This window comes from Pseudoalteromonas sp. 2CM37A, from assembly GCF_023161885.1.
Classification (GTDB): domain Bacteria; phylum Pseudomonadota; class Gammaproteobacteria; order Enterobacterales; family Alteromonadaceae; genus Pseudoalteromonas; species Pseudoalteromonas atlantica.
This window is the reverse complement of sequence record NZ_JALNTJ010000004.1, coordinates 481,352-502,222: the sequence shown is the minus strand read 5'-3', so window position 1 is coordinate 502,222 and position 20,871 is coordinate 481,352. Positions and strand designations below refer to the sequence as shown.

Here is a 20,871-nt window from a genome sequence, read left to right as displayed (position 1 = left end):
TATACGGTTTAAAAATTATATTCGTACTTAGCAAACGCTGATGTGTCGTTTTCTGCGCCATCGTTGTTTGATGCAAAAGCGCCGAGCGTTAAGCGCCCACCCATAGCCAGCTGCCTGTAGCGTAGCTCAACTTGTTTCGAGTTATAACCGGTTTTGGTAATTGTATTACCTAAATCGGGGTTACTAGGGTAACGGTCGAGATTATCGCTGTTGTAATCCACACTACGTAGTTTTACTTGCCAGTCATCACCATTTGAAAGCTGACCTAAAAGTGTTAATACCACTGACTGCGCATCATTATCAAAGGTTGAGCCAATAGTGCGGCCGTGGTAACGATAGCCCGATTTATAATCGGAGTGTTCGTAGTAGCAGTTTTCACTGGTTGATTCGGCCGAGCACGATACACCTGTGTCTATGTATTCAACGTTAACGAGCACATTTTGATTGTAAATGCGCTGCGTAGTTTGTACGCCAAATAAGTACGCTCTGTCGGCTGGTTTGAATTGCGAGCTGGCATCTTCGCCAATTGTACTTGCGTAGATTGCATAGGGGTGACTAAATAAAGTGTCAGACCAACGCACATCTATGCCAGCAAGCTGATTACCAATTTTAGTCTCTAGTGAGCTATCACAATTTTCATTGCCATCAATACAACTAGTTTGCCCAGTAATAACATCAATAAAATCACCTGCTGAGCTTGGTTGGCCTTCACCGGCCCACTGCGCAGACCAACTTAAAGCAATTTCAAGCTGTTGTATTGGGCGAAAGTTAACACGGCTACTCCAAAGCAGCGCATCAGGAATAACGCGGGTCGATTCTAACTTTGCCATTTGCGCGGTAAAGCTCCATTGGCCAAGCCAACTTAACCAAGGTGTTTCAAACGCTGTGCTTTGCTCACGGGTTACACTTAGTGCCGGCAGTGGCTTTGCATTACCTGACATAATTAAACTGTTATCAACACCTGGGCCCCAAAACTGCTCTACGGCACCGGCTCTAAAAATCCAATTGCCCAAGCGGTAGGCTAAATAGCTATCGTCAAATGAGGTATCGTTACAATCTTCAAGCGCTTGTTCGTTAGTGGCTATATCATCGGTTGTTTTGCCATCAACTAAGCATTGCTTACCATCGTTACGGTAATTAATGGCTACCTTCGCCGCAAAGTTATCGCCAAGGTAGGCGTAGGCCGCAGAAAGCTCAGATTCTTGTGTGTTGGTTGCCCCAAAGCTGGTGGCTATAATTGGGTCTGATGCGGCAAACGCTGAGAGTTGTACACTGTGTGAGCTGCTGTTTTCTGACTTATAACGATGTTTTACACGAAGCAGTGCATCTTGCAGGCTGGGAGATAAAAGTTCAAGCTTGCTCGATTCTAGCTCGCCAATAAAGCTTTTCCACATTAGCGGATAGGTGGTTACAGGCGCTAAAATAACACCGGCATCGGCCAGTTGTTGAATGTCAGCTCGTAGACCGTAATCGTCCGGCTTTACCCAGGGCTCTGCCGTTACTGATGCGCTCATAGCGCAAAAAAGAGAAGAAAGTAGAAAGATTCTGTTTCGCAAAGTTCAGATCCTTGTGATTAAGATTGCGGCTAAGTTTACCAATCTAACATGGCTATTGCAGTAAATAATCTATTTTATGGCATTAAATTTGTGTATAAAAATGTAACCTAGCTATCGTAAAAACAATGGGGTTGATATACTGCTGCGCAAATAGGAAATAGAGAATGCAATGAGCAACAAACGACTTTTATTTATACCCGTATCATCGCCACAAGGAATAGGTGAATACATGCGCTCGTTGTTGCTAGCCCAAAGCCTTGAGAGTGAATGTCTAGGTTCACTGACCATCCATTTTGTTTTAAATAAACACGCGAACTACGCTAAAAACTGCCCATATGATACAACCTTGCTTGAGCGCTCTGCGACTAAAGAGCGCGATAAAGTGTGTGAAGTTATAGCCGATTTTAAACCTGACATTGTAATATTTGATTGTGCAGGGCGCGCTGCTCACATGAAAGCTGCAAAAAAAGTGGGTGCCAAAGTGGTGTTTATTTCTCAGCATGCGAAAAAGCGAGCGAAGGGCTTAAAACTTAACCGTATCAACTTAATTGATAGCCATTGGGTGGTACAGCCCGATTACTGCATTGAACCGCTGAGCTGGGCTGAAAAAGCTAAAATAGATATGTTTTCTTTAGCTATGCCTAAAAATGTGGGCCCTTACATAGCATTTTCATCAGCGAACGATACCAAACAGGTATTAAAAAAGTATCAGCTTGATGAACAAGGCTACTTTATTGTGAGTGCAGGCTCTGGCGGTCATGTGCTAAATAATCAAAACTGTGCAGATGTATTTTTTGCTGCCGCAGAGCAAATTTCATTGGAAACAGGGTTAAAGGCGGTGGTGGTATTTGGCCCTAATTATAATAAAGCGTTGCCAGTATCAAATACGGTTATAAATTTGGATACGTTAGAAAATAGTGAGTTTTTGTCGCTTATGGAGCAAGCTAAATTTGCGTTGTTAAGTGCTGGCGACACGCTATTGCAGGCGGTTGCTGTTAAAACGCCTGCTGTGGCATGTGCTATTTCAAAAGATCAAACACAGCGCCTAGCAAGTTGCGCCACAACTGGCGTGGTAATTAAAGCAAACTTTGAGATTGAAGACATAGTAAATAAAGCCAGCGCTTTACTAATAGAGCCGCATTTTAACCAGCTACTAGAAAAATACTCTTTGCTTGAAAGCGCCCATAGCTATGAAGAAATAACGCAAGGGGTTAAAAGCATGCTGATGGTTGCCGATAGATGAATATAGTGATTGTAATAGACTCGTTAGCGGGTGGTGGCGCCGAAAAAGTGATGCTAACCCTTGCTCAGCAGCTAGTAAAAACGCATAGCGTTACTATTTTATCGTTGGCTAATAAATATGAATACACGATCCCTGCGAATATAAAGGTTGAAAGTTTATTCAGTGATAAAGCCACTAAAGTGGATCGCTTTTGGAAAATAAACAAAAGTGTAGCAAAACTAGAGGCGTGGTTTAATAACAAACAAAAACAAATTGGCCCCATAGATTTAGTGCTTAGCAATTTAGATAGAAGCAATAACTTATTGGCTAAAAGCCAAATTAAAAATGTTCACTTTGTTATGCATAACTCTGTTAATGCAGAGCTGGCGAGGCAAAAAAAGTTAGGCCCGTTTTCTTATCACTATCTTAAAAAGTCAAAGCAAAACTTAAACGGAAAATCCTTTGTGTGCGTGTCTAAAGGGGTAGAGCAAGAAATTACCCAAGGGCGTTTAATTAGCCCAAGCGCCATCACAACTATTTATAATCCCTTTAATTTAGTGGATATAAAGCGGCTCTCAAATGAGGTTAATACGCAAATTCCACAATCGCCGTATGTTATTCATGTAGGGCGATTAGCTAAACAAAAGCGCCACGATATTTTATTTGCGGCATTTGCAAAGCTTGATAAAAAATACAAATTAGTCCTTTTATGCAATAAGCCTAGCAAAGCATTTAAGCTTGCAAAAACGTATGGCATTGAGGGACAACTTATAGTGCCAGGATTTGAGCAAAATCCGTATAACTGGATTAAGCAGGCTGAGGCATTAGTATTAAGCTCTGATTTTGAAGGGCTCCCTACAGTGTTAATTGAAGCATTAGCTGTTGGCACGCCTGTAGTAAGTACTAATTGTACGTTTGGGCCGAGCGAAATTTTAACAAACGACTTGGCTAAATATTTAGCGCCTGTAGGGCATAGCGATGAGCTAGCGGCTAAAATTGAGCTGGTTTTAAACACTAAGCCTAATGTAGATAATGCCGATATTTTACAAAAGGTAACGGCCGAACAAGTTGCTAAGCAATATCTAGCTTTGTGTGGTTAATTGCTCTTTATAAATAGCAAATAAAGTTTGCCAGTCATTACTTTGCCAATAAAAAGCGTTGTTACGTCCTTGCTCTTTTAAAAATGAGCGCTCTAAACGTGCCATATTACTTTGTTGCCATTGCTTGTTAGGTGGTTTTATTTCGCCGCGATCAAAGTCGATAATATAAACCTCGCCCGTTTCATTAAATAAAATATTATTTATATTCAAATCAGCGTGGTACACACCTTTTGAGTGAAATAGCGCAACAGTATTGGCAATGCGCTTGAGCTCATCTTCTGTTAGTGGGCGTTCAATTAAAATATCAAGCAGGCTTTTAGCCCCTTTTACAGCCTCTGTAATTATATCGCCACGATAAATTAAGCCAGCGGTTGTTACCTTGGCGGCAATGGGTTTTGGCACATTTAAGCCAAGCTCAATAAGCCTTATCATTAAGCTGAACTCTTTATACACACGGGTGTTTTTAAGCCCAGGGTAGAGGTACTGATCGCTTAACAACTTGCCAACTAAACCGCCACGCCAATAGTGCCTAAGTACAGCGGTTAAATCATCGTGTTTAAAAAACCAGGCTGTGGCGCGGCCTTTTTTAGCACCGACTATTTTATTTTGCTGTTGCCAATAATCTGCATCAAACCAGTTTAAATCAACCTCGTTAAAATAATCTGGGTGGCTTAAAATAGTGTGCTTACCTTGCGTTAGTGTTTTAAACATAGCTCGTTAAAATAATTCAATAATGCGTGTATATTAACGTGTTTTATAGCGCAGCATAAGTGCTTGCATTAGTGCGAGTATAATTTAAGATCGCAGTCTATTATTTAAAGCCAAAGTGGAACGCGTGACTCAAGTGCCTAATTACTCCTCAATTTGTATTTTAAGACTCTCTGCCATTGGTGATGTGTGTCATGCCGTTAGTGCTGTACAAGCCATTCAAAAAGCACACCCCAATGCAAAAATAACGTGGGTAATGGGTAAAATAGAAGCCATGTTACTTGCCGATTTACCTGGGGTTGAGCTGGTGGTTTTTGATAAAAAACAAGGTAAGGATGCACTTAAAAAGTTAGCACATTCTTTTAAAGGGCAGCAGTTTGATGTGCTGCTTAATATGCAAGTCGCATTAAGAGCTGGCTTTGTTGCGCGCTGTATTCCGGCTAAAGTAAAAATAGGCTTTGATTGGGCACGTTCAAAAGAATTACATAGCTTGTTTATAAATAAACGAATAGCCCCACAAAAAGAAGCGCATGTGCTAGAGGGATTTAAAGGCTTTGCGGGTGCCATTGGGGTTAAAGACTATTCACCTACCTGGGATATGCCTTATACCTTAGCGGATGAGAACAAAGCAGATGCATTATTAGGGCCTGCATATTTGGCAAATAAGTTATTGGTAATATCTCCTGCGGCCAGTAAAGCACAGCGAAACTGGTTGCCAGAGCGCTATGCTGCCCTTGCTGATTACGCGCATGAGCAGGGCTTCAACGTGGTACTAACGGGCGGCCCAACTGAGCTTGAGATTAATTTAGCTAATCAAATTATAAAACACAGTCACTGCACTATTTTAAACTTAGTCGGTAAAACAAAACTTAAAGAGCTGCTATGTGTGCTTAAGCGCGCTGATTTAGTATTAGCCCCCGATACCGGCCCAGCGCATATGGCGGTAACGGTAGGTACGCCGGTTATTGGTTTATATGCGCATTCTAATCCTGCACGTACAGGGCCTTATTTATATCAAGACTACGTAGTTGAGGTGTATCATCAAAACCTGCTAAAGCAAACGGGTAAAACAGCTCAACAATTGCCTTGGGGTACGCGCGTTAAGGGAGATGACCTTATGAGCCAAATAAGCGTAGACAATGTTAAAGCTATGTTTGATCATGTGGTACAAAAAGAGTCTATAAAATGAGTGTAACAGAAAAAAACAAAGCGCTTTTTTTAGACCGTGATGGCGTGGTAAATATTGATCATGGCTATGTGTATCAAAGTGAAAAATTTGAATTTATAGACGGTGTGTTTAGTACCTGTAAAGCATTTTATGATGCAGGTTATAAAATTATCATAGTGACTAATCAATCAGGAATAGGGCGAGGTTACTACACTGAAGATGACTTTTTAGCTTTAACTCAGTGGATGAAAACACAATTTAGTAAGCACAATATTAAAATTACAGATGTGTATTTTTGCCCGCACCATCCCAAAAAAGCGATAGCACAATATTTAAAACAGTGCCAGTGCAGAAAGCCAGCTCCAGGTATGCTGTTACAAGCTATGCAAGAGCATAATATTGACCCTTCGAGCAGTGTTATGGTGGGTGATAAACTTAGCGATATGCAAGCGGCACAAAAAGCGGCTATTTGCACGCGAGTGCTAGTTCGCTCTGGCCAACAATTTGACGAAACCGCAAAACAATACGCCGATTTAGTGATTGACTCTATTAACGATTTACCAGCACACTACTTGGCATAAAGTGCGTTTATATTTTCGCAACTAAAGTGTTAAGTATTGCTGCCATTACCTGTATTAGCGACGAGCTGCAAACAGTGCATTTTACTTGTTAAACTTTTACAATACACCTCAACATAAACAGTGGCTTTAATGTTGTTGTTTACCCGTTCATTTAATTGGAGACTACAGATGAGAGCATCTGCTTTTTTTAGCCAACTACAAGAGCAAATTGAAGACGTTAAAGCGCAAGGTTTGTATAAAAGTGAGCGTATTATTACCTCGCAGCAACAAGCTCAAATAGAAGTTGCATCTGGCGATAAAGTTATTAATTTTTGTGCTAACAATTACTTAGGCTTAGCAAATAGCCCTGAGCTAATTAAAGCAGCGCAAGGTGGTTTAGATGACCATGGCTTTGGTGTTGCCTCAGTGCGTTTTATTTGTGGCACGCAAGATATTCATAAAACACTAGAGCAAAAAATTAGCGCGTTTTTAGAAACCGAAGATACAATTTTATACTCGTCTTGTTTTGATGCTAATACGGGCCTATTTGAAACTATTTTAGGCGCTGAAGATGCTATTATTTCTGACTCTCTAAATCACGCATCAATTATTGATGGCGTACGCTTATGTAAAGCTAAGCGTTTTCGTTATGCTAATAACGATATGGAGGATCTTGAAAAGCAACTTATTGCAGCTGATGAAGCGGGCGCTAAAACAAAATTAATTGCCACCGATGGCGTGTTTTCTATGGATGGCGTAATTTGTAACCTTGAAGCTGTGTGTGACCTTGCTGATAAGTATGATGCATTAGTGATGGTTGATGACTCACATGCGGTAGGCTTTGTTGGAGAAAACGGTAAAGGCACGCCTGAGTACTGTAATGTGCTTGACCGTGTAGACATTATTACCGGTACGCTAGGTAAAGCGCTGGGCGGTGCATCAGGCGGTTATACATCAGGTAAAAAAGAAATTGTTGAATGGCTACGTCAGCGTTCGCGCCCTTACTTATTCTCAAATTCATTAGCCCCTTCAATTGTAACTGCGTCAATTAAAGTACTCGAAATGCTTGAAAATGGTGGCGAGTTACGCGCTAAACTTTGGTCAAATGCTAAATATTTCCGTGAGCAAATGGAAGCCGCTGGCTTTACGTGTGCGGGTAAAGATCATGCCATTATTCCTGTAATGCTTGGCGATGCTAAAGTTGCTTCATTAATGGCAGACAAACTACTCGCTGAAGGCATTTATGTAACCGGTTTTTCGTTCCCTGTTGTGCCAAAAGGCCAAGCGCGTATTCGTACACAAATTTCTGCTGCGCACAGTATTGAACAACTAGACACCGCAATTGCTGCCTTTACCCGTATTGGTAAAGAAATGGGCGTTATTTAATTTTTTATAAACCGAAGTATTGCTTCGGTTTTTTAGTTGAGTGTTAACTATGAAAGCTTTATCAAAATTAAAAGCCGAAACCGGCATCTGGATGACCGACGTACCCAAGCCTGAAGTAGGGCATAACGATCTACTCATTAAGATTCGTAAAACTGCGATTTGTGGCACCGACGTTCATATTTATAAATGGGATGAGTGGTCACAAAAAACCATTCCGACCCCTATGGTCGTAGGCCATGAGTACGTGGGTGAAGTGGTTGATATGGGCCAAGAAGTACGTGGCTTTGCAGTAGGTGACCGCGTATCTGGCGAGGGGCATATTACGTGTGGGCATTGTCGTAACTGTCGTGCTGGTCGTGTGCATTTGTGCCGAAATACAACCGGTGTAGGCGTTAACCGCGAAGGCGCATTTGCAGAATATTTAGTTATTCCGGCCTTTAATGCGTTTAAAATTCCTGACAATATTTCTGACGAGCTTGCGTCTATTTTTGACCCGTTTGGTAATGCTGTGCACACCGCTTTATCGTTTGATTTAGTGGGTGAAGATGTGCTTATTACAGGGGCAGGACCAATTGGTATTATGGCGGCGGCCGTTGCTAAGCATGTGGGTGCTCGCCATGTTGTGATTACCGATGTTAACGAATACCGTTTAGAGCTTGCGCGTAAAATGGGCGCTACACGAGCCGTAAACGTTGCGAATGATAAGCTTGAAGATGTAATGAATGAGCTAGGTATGACTGAAGGCTTTGATATTGGCCTTGAAATGTCAGGTGTGCCAAGCGCCTTTAATTCTATGTTAAATAACATGAACCATGGTGGCAAAATTGCCATGTTGGGTATTCCACCATCAGATATGGCCGTAGATTGGAATAAAGTTATATTTAAAGGCTTAGTGATCAAAGGTATATATGGTCGCGAGATGTTCGAAACGTGGTACAAAATGGCAAGCTTGATTCAATCAGGCCTTAATTTAGACCCTATTATTACGCATCAATATTCGGTAGATGACTTCCAAGCTGGCTTTGATATGATGATTTCAGGTCAATCTGGTAAAGTAATTTTAAACTGGGAATAGTTTAAAGTTTGCATACAGAGGCGGCTTAAGCCGCCTTTTTATTATATTTTTAAAAGAGATTTCAATGGCATTTAAACATATATCTATAGCACAAACGCACGAATTGCTTGATAAAGAAGATGTAGTGATCGCAGATATACGCGATCCTAACTCGTACCAAGCAGGGCATATTCCTGGCTCTGAAGCGCTTTCAAATGCCAATATAGCTCAGTTCATGATGGAAAAAGAGTTCGATCAGCCCATTATTATTGTTTGCTACCACGGCATGAGCTCACAAGGTGCGGCTAGTTATTTAGTAGAGCAGGGCTTTGAAGATGTATATAGCATGGATGGTGGCTTTACGGCTTGGGAAGCGGCTTACAGCGAGAAAGTGGAACGATGATTGAGCTAGGTAGTTTAAGTAATCCTCGTGCCGCACAGGGCTTTATAGATTATTTAAAAAGCCAAGGCTTAGAAGGGCAACTGCGCAGCGCTGATGGCAATAATGTTATTATTTGTGTTGCGGGCGAGCACTTTCATCAAGTGCAACCTTTGTGGGCTGAATTTGTACAAAACCCCAATCATGAGCGTTATCAACAAGCCTCTTGGGATGTGGGCAGTACGCAATCTGGCTTAACGTATCAAGGACAATCGCTTAATTTAGTGGCGCGCTTTAAAGCACTAAGCTGGCTAAATAAAACCGTAAGTATTGTAAGCGTTGCTATTTACTTTGCATTTTTATTGGGTGGCTTTGAGCAAATTTATACTGCTTTGCAGTTTAACCCGAGCCAACCACTGAGCTGGTTAACGCCGGCACTTGTTCATTTTAGCGCAATGCACATTGTATTTAACCTAATTTGGTGGATGTCGTTAGGTGATAATATTGAAAAGCAATGCGGCAAGCTGAGCTTAGTAGGGCTATTTGTGGTTACTGCACTTATTAGTAACTGGGCTCAGTTTTTAATTGTGGGGCCTAACTTTGGCGGCTTAAGTGGTGTTGTGTATGGTTTATTGGGTTTTTGTTGGATCCACAGCTATTTAAATCCTAAGCAGCCTGCGCTAGTAAGCACTGCCATTATTGGCTTTATGTTAATTTGGCTGGTACTCGGTTTTGCTGATGTGTTGTTTGTTGGTATGGCTAATTGGGCGCATTTAGGTGGGCTTTTAAGCGGCATGGCTTATGCCGTAACCGCTAATTTATTTAATGCTAAAAAAGACTAAGCTTAGTGGTATAAATACTTAGTAAATAATACTTCACGAATAATCTCTTGGCCTGTTTCTTCTTTTAACAGGCTTTTTAATTTTTCGGCACACTTTGCTCTTATTTCTTCACGCCCAGTAAGCGACTTTATTTTTTCTTCAGGTTCTTTAGATAGTATTTCTACTAACGCATCGCGTAAAAGCGGGGTATGGTGCTCTACAATAGCAATATCTGCATTATTGCTAAGCATTAAATCTATAGTCACGCGTACATAGCCCATTTTTTTACTTGAGGCGCCTATGTAATTGGTAATAATGTCTGGCTCAAAACCAAAATAGCCCACTGTCGATTCCGCTTTTGCCGAGAAGCTAAAACAGTTTAGGATCAGTGCTAAAAAACCTGCGTATACTATTTTTTTCATCTTTAGTGTGTTTCCATTTTCTTAATACAAATAGTTTATACTTAATAGCGCCTAATAAACAGCTCCTGCAATTATTTATCGGCAGTAAAACATCACTTTTTCAAATGCTTTGGCAATGTTATCATCGTCTCGGTTTTAATTTTATTGAGCTATTGTGATTACATTTCCGCTTTCTATATCTGCCAATTGGCAATGTGCTTCTTTGGTAAATAACTTATCTGCGTTAGAGCAAGAGTGGCTATTTGAGCCACATTCATTAACCGCTAAATTAAAAAGTAATGCACAAACTTTTAGTGTAAAAGTGCTTAATGAGCAAACTTTTACTCTAAGCGATGCACAGCAACAACTACTTGGCTCAAATACAAATAAAGCACTTAATCGCGAGGTGCTTTTATTGTGTGACAATACGCCCATGGTGTATGCCCAAAGTTGGCTGCCCAGTACACAAACGCAAACAACACTACATAATATGGGCGCGCGCCCTTTAGGTGATGTTATTTTTCAGCACCCTGAACTTACCCGAAGTAATATTGAAGTAGGGCGCTTTGACTCAGAACATGCGCTGCAGTCACTTGTTAAAGAGTTGAATTTAACTACGCACCCTTTATTAGGTCGTCGTAGTGTGTTTTCTATTAATGATTATCACTTTTTAGTGTGCGAAGTATTTTTACCCGGAGCCTATTTGTACTCATGAAATTAGCCCCTTTGCAATTACAGCATAGCCCTTTTTATATTCAGCTCATGCGCATTGACAAACCTATCGGTACATTACTATTACTGTGGCCTACTTATTGGGCTCTATGGCTTGCAAACGCTGGTATGCCAAGCCTAGTTAACTTTATTGTATTTACCTTAGGCGTAATTGTTATGCGCAGTGCTGGCTGCGTTATTAACGATTTTGCAGATAGAAAAATAGACGGCTCAGTTAAGCGTACAGCAGGGCGGCCTTTGGCCACCGGACAAGTAAGTGCAGGTGAAGCACTGAGTTTATTTATATTACTGATAGCCATTGCTTTTGTATTGGTATTACTACTTAGCATCAACACTATTTTATTGTCATTTGGGGCGTTGGCACTGGCATTTTGCTACCCCTTTATGAAACGCTATACACATCTTCCGCAGGTAGTCTTAGGCGCGGCATTTGGTTGGGCGATACCTATGGCATATATGGCATCAATAGAGTCATTACCGCTGCAGGCGTGGCTGTTATTTGTTGCAAATATTTGTTGGACGGTAGCGTACGACACTATGTATGCCATGGTCGACAGAGATGACGATTTAAAAATAGGGGTTAAATCTACTGCTATTTTATTTGGTAAATACGACCGCCATATTATATTTTTATTAAACGCTAATTTTATAGCGTTGTTGGCGCTTATTGGCTTAATTAATCAGCTAGGCTTAGCGTTTGTTGCAGGTTTATTTACTGCCGCTGGGTTACTTATTTATCAACAAGTGCTTATACATAAACGTGCGCGTGATGCATGTTTTAAAGCGTTTTTAAATAATCACTATGTGGGATTAGCTATTTTTGTTGGCTTGTTCTTGTCATTTGTATTTGCGCGTTAATTTCATCTCAACGCTATTAATTTAACCGCAGCATAGCCACTAGTTGTTGTGGCTATGTTGGTTTTATCGTGGCGGGTCAATTACTCCACTTATTGAGGCGTTCTTTCTAAACCAGCCAGCAATAGAGTAGCGCTCATTAATGGCAGGTAATACCTCATGTGCAAAACGCTCGCTTTCAAACATAACGAGTGTCCCCGCGGTGGGTTTAATTATTATCTCTACTTGCTTACTTTTTGGCTTGAAAATAACAAGCTCGCCACCTTGCTCGGGCGTATTTAAATAAAGGATTGTTGTAAATACGCGGTTAGATCGCCCTTTAAATGCATCAAAATGCTTTTTATAAAAGTCGCCTTGGGTGTATTTAGCGTAGTGGCACTCATAATCAAATAAGCCCATAAAAAACTGCCGATTAAGTGTGGTTTTTATACTTTCCATTGTTGCTTGATAAGTTAGCTGTGCTTGTGAGCTGCCATCAAACCAATAGGTTTTATCTTTACGAATGGTTTTATCTATTTGTAAGTCATTTAAACGGCCAATACCTGCAGCGCTAAAATGCGGGTTAATACGGTGGCAATCGGTGATTAAACTCTCTACTAGCTCGCTAATAAGTGCGTTAGGAATAACAACATAACCATGGATTTCTATTGCATCTAAATAAACATCAGAACTAAAAAGTGTGTTCATTTATGTCTGTTGATTAAAAAAGGTGCGACAGTGTAGCCTAAAAAAATTTAATAGCTAGTGGTTTGTGCTCCGCTATTTAAGCAAATAAAAACCTAACGCGTAAGCATAAAAACTAAAAGGGCTTTTTAGGTTAAGCTGCTGTGCTGCAGGTTTTGGTAACAAGAAGAGTAAATCAGTAAGGGCTATCTAAATTGGTTGCCCTTAAAAGATTTAAGGGCAATGCGGTATGCTATTTTTATCTTGGCTTAAGTAATAGTCGTAGATGCTTTTTTGATAAGAGATAATAAATGGTCAATGTGTTCGCTAACTGCTGCTTGTTGGCTTGTTTGTATAACAAGTTGTTCGTGACTTAAGTCTTTATTTGTTTTTAGCTGTACAAGCTCTGTGTGCTCTGCAAGAGTGCTCGCGTGTTCAATACTTGCAATAGCAAAGTGATCTGATTTAACCAGCCCTGACATTACTTGCTCAATGCTGCCTACCTTAATGCTAGCCGATTTATTGAGCATATCGATGGCTTCGTTAAGCATGCTTTGTACTTGTTTAGACTGAGAAAAACAGCCGTACATAGGGTAGCTATCTAAATCGTGTTTGCTGATATCGCTTTTATTTGCTAACGGATGATGTTTAGAAACAAACAATACCAGTTGGTCTGGCAGGTGTATGTCGCTGCCGATGCTGTTAATTGCCTGCGAATAAACACTGATATCAATCTCGCCCTCTTGCAGTTTGCGTGCAAGTTCGTGCTGCTCTTGCAATTGCATTTCTATTTTTACATGGGGGTATTGTGCTAAAAATTGCCCGCATGAGATAGGCACTACACTGCTGGCTTTGTTGGTATAGCCAATGACTAACTTTTCGTCAGTATTGCCGTTAACCGATTGAGAAATTCGTTTTTTTGTATGCTCAAGTTCGGCAAGGGTGTTTTTGGCGTAATCAAGGAATAGCTCGCCTTCGGGTGTTAACTTTACTGAACGTGTTGAGCGTTTCACCAGTTCGTACCCCATTTCGTCTTCTAGGGTTTGAATGCTGCGCGTTAGCGCTGATGTGCTAATTTGAGTTTGTTCGGCTGCTTGTCTGAAGTGGCGTAACACACCAAGCGCTACAAATTGTTCTAACTGTTCAAATCTCACTTTATAGTCCCTTTTTATAAGTAAGTCGCGTGTGCCGCGAACATCAATAATATTAGATTCGAGCTTTCAAAAAGCGAAGCCTAATATGTAACTGTGTTTGCAAATTTATGACATATTTGCCTCAGCATATCCCTCTTTTAGTATTATTTAAAGAGAAGACGCATTTAAAAGTATTACCAATTAGGCTTATTTATAGTGATTTATTACTCTATTTAAAACTAAGCTATGTTAGCAAGTAAGAACAAATACAATGACTTAGGCGCTTTGATGCTTTTAAAAGTAATACTTTAGACATAATTTAGCATTAATTAATAAAAAAGTATGCCAGAAAAAAGGCTATAGGAAAATCCTACGTAGTGATTTGTAATGAAGTGAGGCATAAACGCTTATAGTTTTAGGTTATGCCATCGCTTTATTATTGTTTAAGATTTTAGAAAAATAAGCCGCTAAGGCTTATTACTTTTGTTAGTAAAGTTTTTAGTAATGCGGTTACTTAAGGGTTTGTCTTCAATACTTTGTAGCTCTATTTCTATGGCGTCGCACGAAATATGAATTTCAAATAACGATGTTAATAACGAAAGGCTTAAGCACGCTAAGCTCACCCCAAACAAAATAATGCCTGTGGTATTAAATTCTATAAATAAGGCAAACATTGATAGCGTACACAATAAAAAAGAGGCCACCCCATACACTTGCATGGTACGTATTAGCTTAATGCGCTTTCTTAAGTTTGTTATTTGAGCCACAACAACGGGGCGAATAGATTCACCTTCTCGTGAATTTAATTCTCGGATTAATTGCGCTAGTACTAAAAAGCGGTTTGTGTAAGCAAGCAGCAACAGTGAGATTGCTGGAAAAAGTAAACCTGGGGTAGTAAGTGTCATTGTTTTATCCTAAAAAGTTACCTGCTATACACTTTAGTAGAGTATCGTAGGATATTGTAAACACAAAATAATTGAGGTGATAATTGCAAAATATTAATACTCATAGTACTCAGCAAGCTTTTCAGTGGGTAACGCTCTACAAAGCAGATAACACATTAGATGCAAATATAATCAAAGGGCTGTTATTAAGCGCGGGAATTGAGTGCCAAATTCAAGGTGAAATGCTTCAAGGCGCCTTAGGCGAAATCCCATTTGAACAAACCCAAGTACGTGTGCAGGTTTATTCGATAAAAGAGCGCCACGCGCGCGAAATATTGGTAAACTACCAACAAGTAAAACAATCCGCTCCAGATTGGGTATGCCCTAACTGTAATGAGCATAATGGATCAACATTTGATTTTTGTTGGTCATGTGAGACGTTAAGAAATGACAAAAGCGAATAACTTTCAACGTATTAGAGAGCTAAACTACTTACAAAAAGCGGTGTTAGCAAGTGCTTTAATTGAGCGTATGTTACCTAATTATGGTTTATTTAGTGAAGCCACCGGTTTTGGTGATGAAGCCTTATTACGCAGTGCGTTAAATGTTTGCTGGGAAAAAATATTACTACCAAAAAGTAAAATAGATCTCGAAAAACAAGTAGAAAAAATTGAGCCAAATGTACCTGAACTTGCCGACTTTGATATGTTTGGTACTTACCCTGCAATAGACGCTGCAACGTCGCTTTTGAGCCTAATGCACGGCTTGATGGGGCAAGACGAGCAAGAATTTATAAGCGTTAGTAAAATATCGCAAGCAACAGTGGCGCGTTTTATTGAATACCAAATGACGGTTGAAGGTGAAGTGGCTGACAATAAAGCCGTACGAGAACACCGATTAATGCAATACGAAATTGAAGTTTTGAGTGAGCTAATCGACTTTGTAGAAAATATGGGCCGAGTGACTTCAGAAAACGTTAAGGCACTTAAAAAGCAGGCCGTTGCAGATGGACAAACCAATATTGGTTTGGCGTTATAGTTGTAATTAATTAACTGTGGTTAATTGCTCTCTAGCAATTTTTAGCGTTTATTACGTTGAACTTAGTAAAAACCTTAGCTAGAGAATGATAAAATTAAATAGTTTTAAATATGTGTGTAAATCTCTTAACCACAGTGCAGGTTAAGCAGTAAATAAAGGCAGGAGAAGTAAAGTGCGAATTTTAGGCATTGAGTCATCGTGTGATGAAACCGGTATTGCAATTTACGATGATGAAAAAGGCTTATTGGCTCACCAGTTATACAGCCAAGTAAAAGTACATGCAGATTATGGCGGTGTTGTACCTGAGCTTGCATCGCGCGATCACGTTCGTAAAACCCTGCCACTTATTGACGCTGCGTTTGCTCAAGCCAGTTGTGGCCCAGAAGATTTAGATGGCATTGCATACACCGCAGGCCCTGGTTTAGTCGGGGCGTTATTAGTAGGCACCTCTATTGGCCGCTCTTTAGCCTATGGCTGGGATATTCCAGCTGTTGCCGTGCATCATATGGAAGGGCATTTACTTGCTCCTATGCTTGAAGAAAACGTGCCTGAGTTTCCCTTTATTGCTTTGCTAGTGTCGGGCGGCCATACCATGATGGTAAAAGTAGCCGGTATAGGCCAGTACGAAGTATTGGGTGAATCTGTTGATGATGCCGCAGGTGAAGCATTTGATAAAACAGCTAAACTGCTAGGGCTTGATTACCCAGGCGGCCCTCGACTAGCTAAAATGGCTGAGCAAGGTGTTGCAAAACGGTTTGTTTTTCCACGCCCTATGACGGATAAGCCAGGCCTTGATTTTAGCTTTAGTGGCTTAAAAACAGCGGCTTCTATAGCGATTCGCGAAAATGATGATGACGCACAAACCAAAGCAGATATCGCCCATGCGTTTCAAACAGCAGTGATTGATACATTGGTTATTAAGTGTAAGCGTGCTCTAAAACAAACTGGGATAAAACGTTTAGTGATTGCCGGCGGAGTAAGTGCAAATACACAGCTGCGCTTACAGCTTGAGCGTGTTATGCAAGGGATGAAAGGACAGGTTTACTACCCACGTACTGAGTTTTGTACTGATAATGGCGCAATGATTGCCTATGCTGGTATGCAGCGCTTAAAAGCAGGCCAGTTCGCCACACTCGACATGAAAACCAAACCGCGTTGGCCAATAGACAGCTTAGAAGCGATTTAGCATCAATAATTATTGATTTTTTTCATTAGTGGGTGCTTTTTTGGCGCCCACTTTTGGTTCTTCACCTTTAAAAAGGCGCATAATATTAGTGCGATGACGAAATATAATTAGCACGGTAATAAAGGTTACCGGTAGGGTGTAAAGCGGTTTAATCAACCACGTATACAGTGGAGCAAGCGACACCGTGACCAAAGCGCCTAATGAAGAAAAGCGCGTAATAGCAACCACAATAATCCAGGTACTTATTAATAGCCCCGCCAGTGATAAACCAATCGGCAATAAAGAACCAAACGCAGTGGCTACCGCTTTTCCGCCTTTAAAACTAAAAAATAGTGGGTACATATGCCCTAAGCACGCGGCAACAGCGACCAAACCAAGTGCTAAAGGCGTTAGGTCTAAAAAATACGCCCCCCATACGGGGATGGTGCCTTTTAAAATATCAAACACTAATACTAAGCACGCAGGAAAGGCTCCACCTAAACGATACACATTGGTGGCACCTGGGTTATTTGAACCGCTGCTGCGAGGGTCTGGCAGTTTGAATAGCCGAGACACTAATATAGCCGATGAAATCGACCCTAATAAGTAGGCTAAAACAAACAGTAAAATGGCTAACACAAAGTCCCTTATTTTTTAATTGCTATACCCATCGATAGCACTTTTACGCTATTATTGGCGGCACAATTTATCGTGAAAATTATTAACTGCTGTATTTTGCAGTTAATCTAGCTATTTGGCTATTGTAGAAGTAATTTTTACATATTTAAACACTGCTTAAAGCATATACAGTATTAATTTAATCAATGCATTGTATGCTTTGAGAGTGCTTATAGTTATTTGGAGTATCAATGGATAAGGTTTTTATATCTCAACTACACGTCGACACAATTATTGGAGTGTACGACTTTGAAAAAGAAAGTAAACAAAGCCTTTATTTTGATATTGAAATGCTCAGCGATATAAAGCCTGCAGCAGCAAATGATGACATTAATTTAGCACTCGATTATGCAAAAGTAAGCGAGCGAGTGATTGAGCACACTACGGCTAAGCCGGTTGAGTTACTTGAAACCTTAGTAGAGCAACTAGCAACTATTATATTAACCGAATTTAATACACCACAAGTAACAATTAGAGTGAGCAAACCGGCCGCTGTAGCGCAAGCAAACACCGTAGGTGTAGAAATAACACGCACAAAGGCTATGAGCTAAATGGCGCAAATTTATATCAGCTTAGGCTCAAATATAAATAAAGCGCATTATATTCGCTGTGCGCTTGATGCACTTGAGCAACACTTTACAGATATTGTGCATTCATCTGTTTTTGAAAGCGAAGCAGTAGGGTTTAAAGGTAATAACTTTTATAACTCGGTGGTGGCTGCTACCACATCAATGCCGCTTGAGCGTGTTTGTAAGTTATTAAAACAAATAGAGCGAGATAACGGGCGTAAAGCGGATGATAAAAAATTTAGCCCCCGTACATTAGATTTAGATCTGCTCTTTTACGATGACGTTATTTGCGACTCGCCTGCACAATTACCTCGCGATGAAATTACCAAAAACGCTTTTGTACTTCAGCCTCTTTGTGAAGTCGCCCCCAATTTTTATCACCCCGTTGCTAAGCAAACTATTGCTGCGCTATGGAGTGCGTATAACAACCCTCAACAAAAACTATGGAAGGTGGAGTTTTCTAACCCATGAGTATTTTAGAAATAATTATTTTAGCCCTGATACAAGGATTTACTGAGTTTTTACCTATTTCGAGCTCAGCTCACTTAATTTTACCTTCGCAAATTTTGGGATGGGAAGACCAAGGCCTTGCTTTTGATGTGGCTGTGCATGTTGGTACGTTAATAGCGGTTGTTATTTATTTTCGTAAAGAAGTGGCTGATATTCTTAGCGCCTGGTTTAAATCGTTTGGCGCCCAAGGCACCACCGACGACAGTAAACTTGGCTGGTGGATTATATTGGGCACTGTACCTGCTGCGTTATTAGGCTTATTGCTAAAAGACGTTGTTGAGCTGTACCTGCGCAGTGCGTGGGTTATAGCAGCTACGACTATTATTTTTGGTTTATTACTTTGGTACGCCGATGCCAAAGGTAAGCAAATGAAAACAATTTATCAGCTTAACTGGAAAACAGCGCTGCTTATTGGCTTTGCTCAAGCGGTGGCTATGATCCCAGGTACCTCTCGCTCTGGCATTACCATGACAGCGGGTTTATTGCTGGGCATGAACAAACAAAGCGCAGCGCGTTTTTCGTTTTTACTCGCTATACCTATTATTTCTATGATGGGTCTTTACTACACGATAGAGCTGGCTTTAGGCGATCATGTGGTTGATTGGAGCACATTAATTTTAGGTGTAGTCCTTTCGTTTTTATCGGCGTACGCCTGTATTTTCATGTTTTTAAAAGTGATAGAACGAATGGGCATGCTGCCGTTTGTAATTTACAGACTTTTACTTGGCGTAGGCTTAATTGTATTTTTAACGCTGTAATTTAGCTTATTACCAGCAAGCCCTCTTACTTAGGTAAGAGGGCTTTTTTATTTTATTAACGCTGTTTTAGCATCAGTGAATTGACGAGACGCGCATAGTCACGAAGCCTAAAATTTGGCATTATAGCGCCATTAAACTTCACAGACGTGCGAAGTACGAAAGGATTTAAAAAGTTATGCATATTCATATATTAGGCATTTGCGGCACCTTTATGGGCGGTATAGCGGCTATTGCTAAATCGCTTGGCCATAAAGTGACGGGCTCTGATCAAAATGTTTACCCGCCGATGAGCACTCAACTTGAGCAGCTGGGCATTGAGCTAACCCAAGGTTACGACGTAAAACAGTTAGAGCCAAAGCCAGACATGGTGGTTATTGGTAATGTAATGAGCCGAGGTAACCCCTGTGTAGAGTATGTATTAGATAAGGGCTTGCCGTATACATCGGGGCCAGAGTGGCTTAAACACAACCTATTGCAAAATGCTTGGGTACTTGCGGTGGCAGGCACACATGGCAAAACCACCACAGCAAGCATGCTGGCGTGGATTTTAGAGTATGCAGGTTTAAAACCCGGGTTTTTAATTGGTGGCATAGTTCAAAACTTTGGTGTGTCAGCGAAAGTGGGCGAAACCCCATTTTTTGTAATAGAAGCGGATGAATACGATACCGCTTTTTTTGATAAGCGCAGTAAATTTGTGCATTACTTACCACGTACGCTCATTTTAAATAACCTTGAGTTTGACCACGCCGATATTTTTGACGATTTAAACGCAATAAAAAAACAATTTCATCACTTAATGCGTACATTACCTCATACTGGCAAGGTAATTTGGCCAAAAGACGATATCGCACTTGATGATGTTATTAAGCAAGGGCTCTGGAGCGAAAGTGAAACCCTAAATGGTGATTGGCATTATGACTTGTTAAGCGCTGATGGCAGCCAATTTAATGTGCTTTTAAACAATGAACTTCAAGGTACGGTTAATTGGCAAGCAATAGGCGAGCATAATGTTAAAAATGCCATTATGGCTATCGCGGCAGCGCGCCACGTAGGTATAGCCGTTGAGCATAGCATTGCAGCGCTTGAAGAGTTTATTAGCCCTAAACGGCGTATGGAGCTTAAAGCCGACATAAATAACATTAAGGTGTACGACGATTTTGCGCACCACCCAACAGCCATAAAAACTACGCTTGCGGGGTTACGAGCAAAAGTGGGTGATGAAAAAATTATTGCTATTTTAGAGCCTCGCTCAAACACCATGAAGATGGGTGTACATCAAAATACGCTACTTGCTTCGTTAAGTGATGCCGATGACGTGCTGTTATTTGAGCCCGATAACCTAAATTGGTCTCTTAAATCGCAAGCCGATAATGCCGGTATGCAGTGTTTTAATAGTACGCAAATGATTATTGACACTGTGCTTGAAAATATAATGCCAAATCAGCACATATTAATTATGAGCAATGGCGGTTTTAATGGCTTACATCAACACTTAGTTGATGGTTTAGCTAAAAAATACAGCGGAGAATAA

24 protein-coding genes are annotated in these 20,871 nt (G+C 40.6%); 17 read left to right on the top strand and 7 right to left on the bottom strand.

All coding sequences use genetic code 11. The annotated features are described in order from the left end of the window. Positions 1-8 precede the first annotated feature (8 nt). Complete coding sequence (locus tag MTF68_RS12360) at positions 9-1,514, bottom strand: capsule assembly Wzi family protein (RefSeq protein ID WP_248462678.1); 1,506 nt, start codon at positions 1,512-1,514, stop codon at positions 9-11. A 211-nt stretch (positions 1,515-1,725) separates the two neighbouring features. Between MTF68_RS12360 and MTF68_RS12355 the strand changes: the two genes are divergently transcribed. Together MTF68_RS12355 and MTF68_RS12350 are read left to right on the top strand one after the other, a co-directional pair. Continuing rightward, positions 1,726-2,799, top strand: coding sequence for a glycosyltransferase family 1 protein (locus tag MTF68_RS12355; protein ID WP_248462677.1), 1,074 nt, complete (start codon positions 1,726-1,728; stop codon positions 2,797-2,799). Next, positions 2,796-3,878 carry a glycosyltransferase gene (locus MTF68_RS12350; protein ID WP_248462676.1) on the top strand — a complete coding sequence of 361 codons (1,083 nt, stop codon included), beginning with the start codon at positions 2,796-2,798 and terminating at the stop codon, positions 3,876-3,878. Before MTF68_RS12355 ends, MTF68_RS12350 begins: the two co-directional genes overlap by 4 nt. Here the strand turns inward: MTF68_RS12350 and MTF68_RS12345 are convergent. Then, complete coding sequence (locus tag MTF68_RS12345; RefSeq protein ID WP_248462675.1) at positions 3,861-4,589, bottom strand: 3-deoxy-D-manno-octulosonic acid kinase; 729 nt, start codon at positions 4,587-4,589, stop codon at positions 3,861-3,863. The two genes, MTF68_RS12350 and MTF68_RS12345, sit on opposite strands and share 18 nt — an antisense overlap. A 124-nt stretch (positions 4,590-4,713) precedes the next feature. Here MTF68_RS12345 and MTF68_RS12340 point away from each other — a divergent pair, with 124 nt between their 5' ends. The 6 genes from MTF68_RS12340 to glpG all read left to right on the top strand — a co-directional run bounded on the left by MTF68_RS12340 (position 4,714) and on the right by glpG (position 9,975). Beyond that, positions 4,714-5,775: a glycosyltransferase family 9 protein gene (locus tag MTF68_RS12340; RefSeq protein ID WP_248462674.1), complete on the top strand. Its 1,062-nt coding sequence runs from the start codon at positions 4,714-4,716 to the stop codon at positions 5,773-5,775. Continuing rightward, complete coding sequence (gene gmhB / locus MTF68_RS12335; protein ID WP_248462672.1) at positions 5,772-6,335, top strand: D-glycero-beta-D-manno-heptose 1,7-bisphosphate 7-phosphatase; 564 nt, start codon at positions 5,772-5,774, stop codon at positions 6,333-6,335. Before MTF68_RS12340 ends, gmhB begins: the two co-directional genes overlap by 4 nt. Before the next feature lie 168 nt (positions 6,336-6,503). Continuing rightward, positions 6,504-7,700, top strand: coding sequence for a glycine C-acetyltransferase (locus tag MTF68_RS12330; RefSeq protein WP_024034359.1), 1,197 nt, complete (start codon positions 6,504-6,506; stop codon positions 7,698-7,700). A gap of 49 nt (positions 7,701-7,749) precedes the next feature. After that, positions 7,750-8,775, top strand: coding sequence for an L-threonine 3-dehydrogenase (tdh, locus tag MTF68_RS12325; RefSeq protein ID WP_004588559.1), 1,026 nt, complete (start codon positions 7,750-7,752; stop codon positions 8,773-8,775). A 64-nt stretch (positions 8,776-8,839) separates the two neighbouring features. Beyond that, the gene (gene glpE, locus MTF68_RS12320; protein WP_004588558.1) at positions 8,840-9,157 is read left to right on the top strand and encodes a thiosulfate sulfurtransferase GlpE; all 318 of its coding nucleotides are present in this window, start codon (positions 8,840-8,842) and stop codon (positions 9,155-9,157) included. Next, complete coding sequence (glpG, locus tag MTF68_RS12315; protein WP_248462670.1) at positions 9,154-9,975, top strand: rhomboid family intramembrane serine protease GlpG; 822 nt, start codon at positions 9,154-9,156, stop codon at positions 9,973-9,975. Before glpE ends, glpG begins: the two co-directional genes overlap by 4 nt. Before the next feature lie 2 nt (positions 9,976-9,977). Here glpG and MTF68_RS12310 read toward each other — a convergent pair whose 3' ends face one another. After that, on the bottom strand, positions 9,978-10,376 hold the full coding sequence (locus tag MTF68_RS12310; RefSeq protein WP_024034357.1) for a flagellar basal body-associated protein FliL: 399 nt from the start codon (positions 10,374-10,376) through the stop codon (positions 9,978-9,980). A gap of 154 nt (positions 10,377-10,530) precedes the next feature. Here MTF68_RS12310 and MTF68_RS12305 point away from each other — a divergent pair, with 154 nt between their 5' ends. Together MTF68_RS12305 and ubiA are read left to right on the top strand one after the other, a co-directional pair. Beyond that, positions 10,531-11,070 (top strand): chorismate lyase, encoded by a 540-nt coding sequence (locus tag MTF68_RS12305; protein ID WP_004588555.1) that lies wholly within the window; start codon positions 10,531-10,533, stop codon positions 11,068-11,070. Continuing rightward, the gene (gene ubiA, locus MTF68_RS12300) at positions 11,067-11,945 is read left to right on the top strand and encodes a 4-hydroxybenzoate octaprenyltransferase (protein ID WP_248462668.1); all 879 of its coding nucleotides are present in this window, start codon (positions 11,067-11,069) and stop codon (positions 11,943-11,945) included. Before MTF68_RS12305 ends, ubiA begins: the two co-directional genes overlap by 4 nt. Before the next feature lie 63 nt (positions 11,946-12,008). On the opposite strand, the gene MTF68_RS12295 is transcribed toward ubiA, so the two are convergent. The 3 genes from MTF68_RS12295 to MTF68_RS12285 all read right to left on the bottom strand — a co-directional run bounded on the left by MTF68_RS12295 (position 12,009) and on the right by MTF68_RS12285 (position 14,643). Beyond that, positions 12,009-12,629 (bottom strand): 2OG-Fe(II) oxygenase, encoded by a 621-nt coding sequence (locus MTF68_RS12295; RefSeq protein ID WP_248462666.1) that lies wholly within the window; start codon positions 12,627-12,629, stop codon positions 12,009-12,011. 245 nt (positions 12,630-12,874) lie between these two features. Continuing rightward, a complete protein-coding gene (locus tag MTF68_RS12290) occupies positions 12,875-13,759 on the bottom strand; it encodes a LysR family transcriptional regulator (protein WP_096042148.1) in 885 nt (294 codons plus the stop codon). A 446-nt stretch (positions 13,760-14,205) separates the two neighbouring features. Continuing rightward, positions 14,206-14,643 (bottom strand): DUF2721 domain-containing protein, encoded by a 438-nt coding sequence (locus MTF68_RS12285; RefSeq protein WP_096740037.1) that lies wholly within the window; start codon positions 14,641-14,643, stop codon positions 14,206-14,208. Positions 14,644-14,726: 83 nt separating this feature from the next. Here MTF68_RS12285 and MTF68_RS12280 point away from each other — a divergent pair, with 83 nt between their 5' ends. From MTF68_RS12280 to tsaD, 3 genes are all read left to right on the top strand, one after another. Further along, positions 14,727-15,086: a DUF2007 domain-containing protein gene (locus MTF68_RS12280; RefSeq protein ID WP_248462664.1), complete on the top strand. Its 360-nt coding sequence runs from the start codon at positions 14,727-14,729 to the stop codon at positions 15,084-15,086. Continuing rightward, positions 15,070-15,660, top strand: coding sequence for a YjaG family protein (locus MTF68_RS12275; RefSeq protein ID WP_248462662.1), 591 nt, complete (start codon positions 15,070-15,072; stop codon positions 15,658-15,660). Before MTF68_RS12280 ends, MTF68_RS12275 begins: the two co-directional genes overlap by 17 nt. A 172-nt stretch (positions 15,661-15,832) precedes the next feature. After that, positions 15,833-16,846, top strand: coding sequence for a tRNA (adenosine(37)-N6)-threonylcarbamoyltransferase complex transferase subunit TsaD (gene tsaD / locus MTF68_RS12270; RefSeq protein WP_248442934.1), 1,014 nt, complete (start codon positions 15,833-15,835; stop codon positions 16,844-16,846). Between the two features lie 9 nt (positions 16,847-16,855). On the opposite strand, the gene plsY is transcribed toward tsaD, so the two are convergent. After that, a complete protein-coding gene (plsY, locus tag MTF68_RS12265) occupies positions 16,856-17,464 on the bottom strand; it encodes a glycerol-3-phosphate 1-O-acyltransferase PlsY (protein ID WP_138578361.1) in 609 nt (202 codons plus the stop codon). 230 nt (positions 17,465-17,694) lie between these two features. Between plsY and folB the strand changes: the two genes are divergently transcribed. The 4 genes from folB to mpl all read left to right on the top strand — a co-directional run bounded on the left by folB (position 17,695) and on the right by mpl (position 20,871). Beyond that, a complete protein-coding gene (folB, locus tag MTF68_RS12260) occupies positions 17,695-18,054 on the top strand; it encodes a dihydroneopterin aldolase (RefSeq protein ID WP_004588546.1) in 360 nt (119 codons plus the stop codon). Beyond that, positions 18,055-18,543, top strand: a complete 489-nt coding sequence (gene folK, locus MTF68_RS12255; RefSeq protein WP_055252923.1) for a 2-amino-4-hydroxy-6-hydroxymethyldihydropteridine diphosphokinase — start codon at positions 18,055-18,057, stop codon at positions 18,541-18,543. Continuing rightward, on the top strand, positions 18,540-19,340 hold the full coding sequence (locus tag MTF68_RS12250; protein ID WP_004588544.1) for an undecaprenyl-diphosphate phosphatase: 801 nt from the start codon (positions 18,540-18,542) through the stop codon (positions 19,338-19,340). The genes folK and MTF68_RS12250 overlap by 4 nt, the downstream gene beginning before the upstream one ends. Before the next feature lie 175 nt (positions 19,341-19,515). Further along, positions 19,516-20,871: a UDP-N-acetylmuramate:L-alanyl-gamma-D-glutamyl-meso-diaminopimelate ligase gene (mpl, locus tag MTF68_RS12245; RefSeq protein ID WP_248462660.1), complete on the top strand. Its 1,356-nt coding sequence runs from the start codon at positions 19,516-19,518 to the stop codon at positions 20,869-20,871.

Coding starts and splice junctions, on each gene's coding strand:
- MTF68_RS12360 (WP_248462678.1), bottom strand. CDS start 1,514: ATGAGCGCATCAGTAACGGCAGAGCCCTGGGTAAAGCCGGACGATTAC.
- MTF68_RS12355 (WP_248462677.1), top strand. CDS start 1,726: ATGAGCAACAAACGACTTTTATTTATACCCGTATCATCGCCACAAGGA.
- MTF68_RS12350 (WP_248462676.1), top strand. CDS start 2,796: ATGAATATAGTGATTGTAATAGACTCGTTAGCGGGTGGTGGCGCCGAA.
- MTF68_RS12345 (WP_248462675.1), bottom strand. CDS start 4,589: ATGTTTAAAACACTAACGCAAGGTAAGCACACTATTTTAAGCCACCCA.
- gmhB (WP_248462672.1), top strand. CDS start 5,772: ATGAGTGTAACAGAAAAAAACAAAGCGCTTTTTTTAGACCGTGATGGC.
- MTF68_RS12330 (WP_024034359.1), top strand. CDS start 6,504: ATGAGAGCATCTGCTTTTTTTAGCCAACTACAAGAGCAAATTGAAGAC.
- tdh (WP_004588559.1), top strand. CDS start 7,750: ATGAAAGCTTTATCAAAATTAAAAGCCGAAACCGGCATCTGGATGACC.
- glpE (WP_004588558.1), top strand. CDS start 8,840: ATGGCATTTAAACATATATCTATAGCACAAACGCACGAATTGCTTGAT.
- glpG (WP_248462670.1), top strand. CDS start 9,154: ATGATTGAGCTAGGTAGTTTAAGTAATCCTCGTGCCGCACAGGGCTTT.
- MTF68_RS12310 (WP_024034357.1), bottom strand. CDS start 10,376: ATGAAAAAAATAGTATACGCAGGTTTTTTAGCACTGATCCTAAACTGT.
- ubiA (WP_248462668.1), top strand. CDS start 11,067: ATGAAATTAGCCCCTTTGCAATTACAGCATAGCCCTTTTTATATTCAG.
- MTF68_RS12295 (WP_248462666.1), bottom strand. CDS start 12,629: ATGAACACACTTTTTAGTTCTGATGTTTATTTAGATGCAATAGAAATC.
- MTF68_RS12285 (WP_096740037.1), bottom strand. CDS start 14,643: ATGACACTTACTACCCCAGGTTTACTTTTTCCAGCAATCTCACTGTTG.
- MTF68_RS12275 (WP_248462662.1), top strand. CDS start 15,070: ATGACAAAAGCGAATAACTTTCAACGTATTAGAGAGCTAAACTACTTA.
- folB (WP_004588546.1), top strand. CDS start 17,695: ATGGATAAGGTTTTTATATCTCAACTACACGTCGACACAATTATTGGA.
- folK (WP_055252923.1), top strand. CDS start 18,055: ATGGCGCAAATTTATATCAGCTTAGGCTCAAATATAAATAAAGCGCAT.
- MTF68_RS12250 (WP_004588544.1), top strand. CDS start 18,540: ATGAGTATTTTAGAAATAATTATTTTAGCCCTGATACAAGGATTTACT.
- mpl (WP_248462660.1), top strand. CDS start 19,516: ATGCATATTCATATATTAGGCATTTGCGGCACCTTTATGGGCGGTATA.